The 8,275-nt window shown below is 30.6% G+C and carries 6 protein-coding genes; all 6 read right to left on the reverse strand.

The annotated features are described in order from the left end of the window. On the reverse strand, positions 1-645 hold a 645-nt coding region (locus tag JJE11_RS09945), incomplete at its 3' end, for a DMT family transporter (protein WP_291635102.1). Positions 646-951: 306 nt separating this feature from the next. Continuing rightward, the gene (locus tag JJE11_RS09950; RefSeq protein WP_291635092.1) at positions 952-2,340 is read right to left on the reverse strand and encodes a glycoside hydrolase family 1 protein; all 1,389 of its coding nucleotides are present in this window, start codon (positions 2,338-2,340) and stop codon (positions 952-954) included. A 12-nt stretch (positions 2,341-2,352) separates the two neighbouring features. Beyond that, a complete protein-coding gene (locus JJE11_RS09955; RefSeq protein ID WP_291635094.1) occupies positions 2,353-2,658 on the reverse strand; it encodes a PTS lactose/cellobiose transporter subunit IIA in 306 nt (101 codons plus the stop codon). A 29-nt stretch (positions 2,659-2,687) separates the two neighbouring features. Beyond that, complete coding sequence (gene celB, locus JJE11_RS09960; protein ID WP_291635096.1) at positions 2,688-4,043, reverse strand: PTS cellobiose transporter subunit IIC; 1,356 nt, start codon at positions 4,041-4,043, stop codon at positions 2,688-2,690. Between the two features lie 54 nt (positions 4,044-4,097). After that, positions 4,098-4,403, reverse strand: a complete 306-nt coding sequence (locus JJE11_RS09965; protein WP_291635098.1) for a PTS sugar transporter subunit IIB — start codon at positions 4,401-4,403, stop codon at positions 4,098-4,100. Positions 4,404-4,762: 359 nt separating this feature from the next. Beyond that, complete coding sequence (locus JJE11_RS09970; protein ID WP_291635100.1) at positions 4,763-7,501, reverse strand: sigma 54-interacting transcriptional regulator; 2,739 nt, start codon at positions 7,499-7,501, stop codon at positions 4,763-4,765. Between the last annotated feature and the right edge of the window lie 774 nt (positions 7,502-8,275).

Consider the following 8,275-nt stretch of genomic DNA (forward strand, 5'->3'; position numbering starts at 1 on the left):
AAAATTTGGATAAAGTTGTGGAAGGTTGAATCCTTCAAAACAAGCTCCTATAAAACTTGCAATGGTAACTACTGATAATTGAACAAATGTTAAAACAAAGGCATCTCTATCGTTTCCAAAACGATCTAATAGTATAATATATAGGGTATAGGTGATTGAAACGCCAAGGGCAAGTACATCACCTATATTAAAGCCACTTCCGTTTATTCCTGAAATAAGTCTAAGCCCAACTAAGGAAAGAATGACGCTAATTACTGTATACTTAGAAGGAGCCTTTTTTCTGATTGCGCTTTCTATAATCGGAATAAAAAGCACAGGGAGTGCTACTAAAAATCCTGATTTTGAAGCACTGGTGTATTTCAAGCATATAACAGCTAAGGAATAAGCGATAAAGGTAAGTATACCTAAATAGGAACCAATTTTTATGTCCTCCATCTGAATCTTTTTAACCTTATCAAAAGAAGTCATTAAAATAAATACTGTGGCTAGAAAAAATCGGGCCATCAGAAAATGGAAGGATGGTAATTCAGTCATATATAATTTAATAAGAATGGTGCTCGTTGCCCAACCTAGGGCTACAAATAAAAGCTGAAGATGTGCCATTGTCTTTTCTGGAATCCTATTTCTAATTATTATTTCTTTCATCAAAATAAACACCTACCTATAAAATTATAATTTATAAATTTCTTTTTCATATTATATAATTTTATTATAACATCAATCTACTCACTGTTCCTCTAATTACCGCAAGAACCTTTTTAGTAAAAAAACTTGGTCTATGTCAACATAAAATATAAATATCTCTGAATTATATGCAAACACTGATCTTGACAAATCAGACTATTAAAAAGAATAAAACTAGTATAGGAATCTACTTCCTATACTAGTTTTATTCTTTATTGCATTCACTTTAATAATTGGAATCATTATATATGCTGTAAAACATTATAATTAAAATCCATTATTTTTAGCTACTTCCTTAATCCAATATGCACTCTTTTTAAGAATTCTCTTTTGAGTTTTTAAATCTAATTGTATGAATCCATATCTATTTTTATAAGCATTACTCCAAGACCAGTTATCAATAAATGTCCACATATGATATCCCTTAACATTACAACCTTCATCTATTGATTTATGAAGCCATGTTAAATGACCCTTTAAAAAATCTATTCTATAACTATCGTCAATAATACCATCTTTTATATATTTCCCCTCATCTTGTACACCCATACCATTTTCAGATATAAAAGACTCTATGTTTCCATAATTGTCTTTTAAATTTATCATTATATCGTATACACCTTTTTCATAAATCTCCCAACCTCTAGAAACATTCATTTTTCTACCTGGCATATCATAATTATCAAAGAAATTATCAGGCATAATTGGTGATTCTGGATTTGGCATTGAAGCTTTTGCTTTTATTCGCCTTGGTTGATAATAATTAACTCCTAAAAATTGTATCACATTCTGTTTTATTAAATCTGCATCTCCGTCTAACATATCAGGTAATAAATTGTTTTCCTTTATTAGTTTTATTAACTCCTCTGGATATACTCCCTTTACACAAGGATCTAGGAAACTTCTGTTAAATAATAAGTCAGCAATATTTGCAGCTTTTAAATCTGCTGGATTATTACTCCTTGGGTAAGACGGTGTTAAGTTAAGGATTATTCCTATCTTTGCATTCTCAATATTTAAACTTTTAAACTCTTTTATCGCTTTTGCACTAGCTATAGTGGTATTGTATGCCACCTGGACAGCTCTCTTAAAATCCACTACATTAGGATAGTGAAAATCATATAAATAACCGCCTTCTACAGGTACTACAGGTTCATTAAATGTAAACCACTTTTTAACTCTATCTCCAAATAGTTCAAAACATACTCTTGCATATTTTACGTATTCGTTTACTACATCTCTACTTTCCCAACCACCTTTATCTTGCATAATAAGTGGCATATCAAAGTGAAATAAGTTTATAAAAGGTTCTATACCATTTGATAATAACTCATTTATTACATCATTATAAAATCTTTTTGCCTTCTCATTTACTATTCCATCTTCTCTCGGAATTAACCTTGACCAAGAAATCGAGAATCTAAAACTATTATGACCTATTTCCTTCATAAGCTTTATATCTTGTTTATATTTATGATAAAAGTCAGAAGTTAAAGCTGGTCCAACTTCATTAAAAAATCTATAAGGTTCTTTTTCATACCAATAATCCCATATGTTTAATGCTTTTTCATCATCTATTGTCGTTCCTTCTGATTGTGGGCCTGATGAAGCACTCCCCCACCAAAAATCCTTAGGAAATTTATTTTTAAGTTCCATCTTATGTTCCTCCTATCTTGTTCTATAAATTTCTACTATTTCTGTCGCCAAATCTATAACTGTCATAGCTGACATAAAGTGATCTTGTGCATGAATTAAGAGAAGAGATATAGTCGTTTGCTTTCCAGCAGCCTCTGCTTGTATTAAGCTGGTTTGATATTTATGAGCTTTCCCAAGCTCTACACTAGCTTCTTTAAGGGACTGATCAGCTTTTATAAATTCACCCTTTTTAGCCTCTTGTATTGCCTCCATAGCACTTGATTTACCATTTCCTGCATATACTATTAGTTCAAAAATTATATTCTCTAATTCTTCCATATTAATTCCTCCTAGTTATCGTTATTTTGTCACGCCTTTATGTTTTTGATATTTGAATTTTCAGCATCTGAGTTTTCCTTAATTGTACTTTTCAAAGCGTTCTCAGCCTTTTTATATTGTCTATCCATAATAATTACAAATGGTGCCCAAATCACTAAAACTATTGCTAAATTAACAAGTTGAAGAATACCGCCAGCCACCGAGTTAGTTGCAAGCATTCCACTTAGGAATATTGGAACTGTCCATGGTACATCTACTCCTATAGGTATCGGAACTAGTCCAGTAGACATTATGAAATATGTGAATGCTGTTACTATTAGTGGTGCGATAATCCAGGGTATTAATATCATTGGATTTAATACTATTGGTAATCCAAATATTATAGGCTCATTTACATTAAAAGCTCCTGCAGGAGCTGCTAGTTTAGCTAACTCTTTAAGTTGCTTACTTTTTCCAAATGCAAATATTGCAATAATTACTGCTAGTGTCATTCCTGTTCCACCCATTCCAACAGTAAAAGTATCCATAAATTGTTTGTTTACAATATGGGGTAAATGTTTTGCACCTTCTTGATATGCTTGCAAATTCTCTAGTGATAAAGATCTCCATATTGGATCTAATACTGAATTGACTATGATTTGACCATGCAATCCAAAGAACCAAAATAATTGTATACATAAAACTGCTATTAACGTAGCCGGTAGCCCCGAACCCAATACCATTAAAGGAGTTTGTATTGACTTGTACACAAAATCATGTACGTTTCCCCATGGTGTAAATGTAAATGCTATTTTTATAAGTAAGAAAGCCGTTAAAGTTATAAATGATGGAATTAATGCACTAAATGATTTCGAAACGGCATCCGGTACACCTTGTGGCATTTTTATTGTCCAATTTTTTGCTACTATTCTTCTGTATATTTCCACAGCTACAAATGATCCTATTATTCCAACAAACATGCCTTTGGCGCCAAGTCTATCTAATGGAAGCACTCCGTCCACTAGAATCTTTTTTGTTCCAAATTCAAATGCAGTTGGAGTTAATATAAGAAATGAAGCAACTGCTGTTGCAGCTCCATATATGGCATCAATTTTATATTGCTTGCTTAAATTATACCCTATACCAAACACTACAAATATCGTAAGCACTGACATTGTCGCATTTGATGCACAGCCTAACTGATCTTTCAATGCTGCCAAATTATCAGCACCTAATATTTTATCTAAATATGGTAAATTTGTTAAAACTACAAATACTGATCCAAATATGATTAGCGGTAATGTTAACATAAAAGCGTCTCTTAATGCGGTTAGATATTTGTTACCATTAAGTTTATCCGCTAGTGGTAGCATATATTTATCTATTATAGCCATTATTTTTTCCAAAGCTTACACCTCATCCTTATTATTTATTTTCAATAGAATTTTAATGTTTCACTCTTATTTTTCGAGTAAAGCAATTGCTGCGCTTAAAATAGCATTACCATCGCATCTTCCATAATCTAATGGTTTTATAACATCTATAGCCACTCCAAGTTCATTAGCCGTTACCTCTAATTTTTTCTTTAAAAATCTCATTTGTGGTCCAATTAATATTACATCTGCGTCTTTCATTTCTTCTGCTGCCCTGTCCTGAGAAACTGCCCAAATTTTACACTCTATATTTCTTTCTTTTGCTGCCTCCACCATTTTTTTAGCTACTAAACTTGTAGACATACCAGATGCACATGCTAATATTATATTCATAATTAAATCCTCCTCATATTTTTTATATTTAATTTGCTTTACACTTCTTTTATGTAGCAATACCCATGCCAAATTTTTATAACCATCTTCACATTAAAATAATATTTCATATATTGCTAAGTACACACAAGTTATACAGCGATTTATATATATTTCTTTGTTTCGCTTATATAATACCGTTTACAATAAATATAGGATGAATTATAAATTCATCCTATATAAATCAATAAATAACTATACACATAACGTTATTATTATACACATCATTGCAAAACCACAAGTGTATAAATATTTATTATACACTTGTGGCTTTTATATAAACATAAATCATATATATTATACACATGATTTAAATATACTTATATCTCTAAGATAATTATGGCTATATGGCATACTTCATCATCTGAAAATTTTATATTGTAGAATTCTTCCATAGGTCTAAGTAAAGTTTTTATAATATTGAATTCTTTTAAGTAATTCCCTTTTATCTCTTCTTTTTTTGAACATTTAGGTGTATCATCTTTATTTATTAACCGTACCAAAGCACAAGCTAAATGCATAGTAAGTCCTGAAACCTTATATATATCCAAATATTTAATTACATTCTCTCCTAAAGCATCTAAAAATTTTATACATAAAGGTTGAAACTCTCTAATATTCAATTCTGTTATTTCTTTTTCTAATGAATCAAATATTTCATTATATACATCTGCAGGTGTCTTTATTGTACTTACTATCTCTCTTAACCTTGCATAATTATTATCCAAAAACAATTCTGAAATAGGTATAAATGGTATGTCATATACATTAGGGTTTATAGCACCAACTATTGCAATTACTTTTTTATTTTTTGACAATGTATTTATTGTATTAAACGTTTCCTTCTTATCACTTGCCGCTATTGCTACAACCTGTATGTCCCTTTCTATTAAATTAATTGCACTCTCTATCATATTTTTTATTTTCACGGCACTTCCTTCTCCTGTAACACATGTGGTAATTATTATATTATCTTTGCTTGGTATGTAAGTTTCAGTCAAACTCATATTATAATTGTTTAGGAACGCTACAGATTGTTTTGATTCTTCCCATACTTCATGAATATTGTTGTTTGTTAGCGCTTTTCGTGCGCACTCTATTGCTATGAGTGTAGATACCATCTCAATAACCCTTATCTTTATACCTGTTTCCTCAGATATAAGTTCACCAAACATTCCAAGAGACCCCATATCCACTAAAAGTATTACTCCAGGACCTTGATGATTTGCGATTATGAATTCCTTAAGTTCTTTATATGCTATTTGAGTGTTTTTATCTAAGTTCATATCATATGCGTAAACATTATTTCCACCTACTAGCTTGTTCGCAACCTCAGCCATAGAAGAAGCTGTACTTCTACCATGCATAGCTATAACAATTATAGGTTTCCCAATATTATCATCGCTTGTCTCATCTACGCATAAAAACATAGCTATAAATCCTACCTCATCAGCAGGAATTTTAATATCAAACTTTTTTTCCACTTTATTAGATAGGTTAATTGCAAGTCCATATTCTTGACCGTGTTTTTGTATTATTTCATTTAAATTATGATTAATTATTTCTTTACCATGATGTATTCTTTCAATAATTGAACTTATATGAAGGCATAAGCCATAAAAAACTTTTGTTGGAAATATTTTTTTCAATTGCTCTGATGCTATTTTAAAAAACTCCTCTACTACAACAATGATATGCTCATCCACTATTTTAGATAATTCGTCTTTATTAATTTCTTGTTCAAATTTTTCTATATACTTATTAAAATAATTTTTTATATCAAAAGACATTGTAAAATTAATATCATCTTCATCGACTCCGCGATCTTTAAGTTCTTGAATTCTTTGTTCTATGCTCTCATAAAAATTATCAGGCAATAAATCAGAACTTGGCTCTACCTGAAATTTTATCCCCATAGGTTTAAAGTTAAGTCTTCTATCCTTTTCAATAATTTTATCTACAACTTGAGATTCTTGCATATAAGACACTAACCCTTGCCTTACATTATTTGAAAAATCAGTACTATGTACTTCTATTTTATTTTTACCTTTAGAAACGAACTTCAAAAATGCATTTGCACAACCTAGTTGTATATCACTTTTTAATTGTCCTATATTCCCTCTACAATTATAGAGCAAAAGGCCTCTTACTGTATTTGTAGATATAGTTATTTCTTTTGCTATTCTCCTTGACTCAATTTTAAAAAAGTCACAAATAAGTTCAAATCTTTCATCTATTGTTCTATCCTTTAAAGCAGGTATATTAATTGTCATAGGAATTCTTCTAGTAAAAGTAGTTAACAAAGCACTATCAGCTTCTTCAGTAGTGGCACATATTATAAGCACCTTACCACTTTTTTTCTCTTCCATATTACCAAGAGGTGTATAAACAGATTTATCTATTAACATAAATAACATTTCTTGTCCCTCAGCAGGTAATCTATGTATTTCATCTAAAAACAAAATACCACCATTTGACTTGTCGACAAGCCCAATTCTATCCTTATCCGCACCAGTAAATGCACCTTTTTTACTTCCAAATAGATGAGCCATAATCAGCTGAGGGTTATTTGAATAATCCGCACAGTTAAATGAAATAAAAGGCGCATCTCTAGATATTACTTCCTTTTCAGTCGCAAATTTGTACATGAGTTCTGCAAACATGGTCTTGCCCACTCCTGTAGGCCCAAGTATTAAGGTATGGAGACCCCTAGGTGGATATAGTATAGCTGCCTGTGCCTGCTGAATGCTTTTTTTCAAACTTTTATTTCCACCAATTAGATTACTGAAGTTCGAACCATTGATTGATGGTTTTGCTTTATCATCTTGAAAACTACTAGTTAAATTCACGTAATATATAATCGGTTTTCCTTTTATCTTGAAAATCTTTCCATCGTCGCATAACCTATTTAATAAAGAACTTACATTGGTCCTTTGAAGACACAAATCATCTGCAATTTCTCTAGTACTACATCCAACATCACTTGATTTACCACTTGATTTTTGTTCTTTGCATTTATCGCTTAAATACTTAAGTATCCTATTCTCTGATTTTCCCATAGTCTTCACCTTCCAAATTAGTTTTCAATAAAATTATATCACAGAATTGCAATAAAATTATACACATATACACTTTACTCAATCAACAAAAACCGAAAACTCATTTCCAATTTGTTAAAGGTGTGCTTAATTATCTAAATCTAGATATATTTTAAGGGATTCCCTGTTCGGAAATTCCTTAAAATATTTTTCTAACTTATTAAACCACCAGATAGCAGGTTACATAGCGAGAAATCTATTCCCGAGCTTGCTAAAGTAAATTTTGTGTCAACTCATCTTTATACAATCTTAATATGATTATGCATAATCTTTGTGTTTTACTTACATCAAGGTAGTGAATATTAATACAATCTTAATACGGAAAACATTAGAATAGTATCATATAGTAATTTATAAGAAGGTGAAGATATGTGGATGCTGCTAGTTATTGGTTTTCTGATTATCCACAGGAAAATTCGAAAGAAGTTCCATCCTCGACATACTCTATTAGCAGGCCCTTGCGCTAAGATATTTGTTACTCTAGGTATCTTAAATATATTCCTTTCGATTTGGATAGATATAATATTTAATTAAAGTAAACTAAAATCAACTATTAAAAGTGAGGTAACCCGATATGATATATACAGTTGCACAAGTGGCAAATAAATTAAATATAAATAAAGTTAAACTCCATAATAAACTTAGGTTAAAACAATTCAGGGATAAAACAATAACAAAAAAAGGACAAACAATGATTGATGATAATTTATTTAAATTAATTAAAGATAGTTTATA

It is taken from the genome of Clostridium sp. (assembly GCF_016650095.1).
Classification (GTDB): domain Bacteria; phylum Bacillota; class Clostridia; order Clostridiales; family Clostridiaceae; genus Clostridium_AD.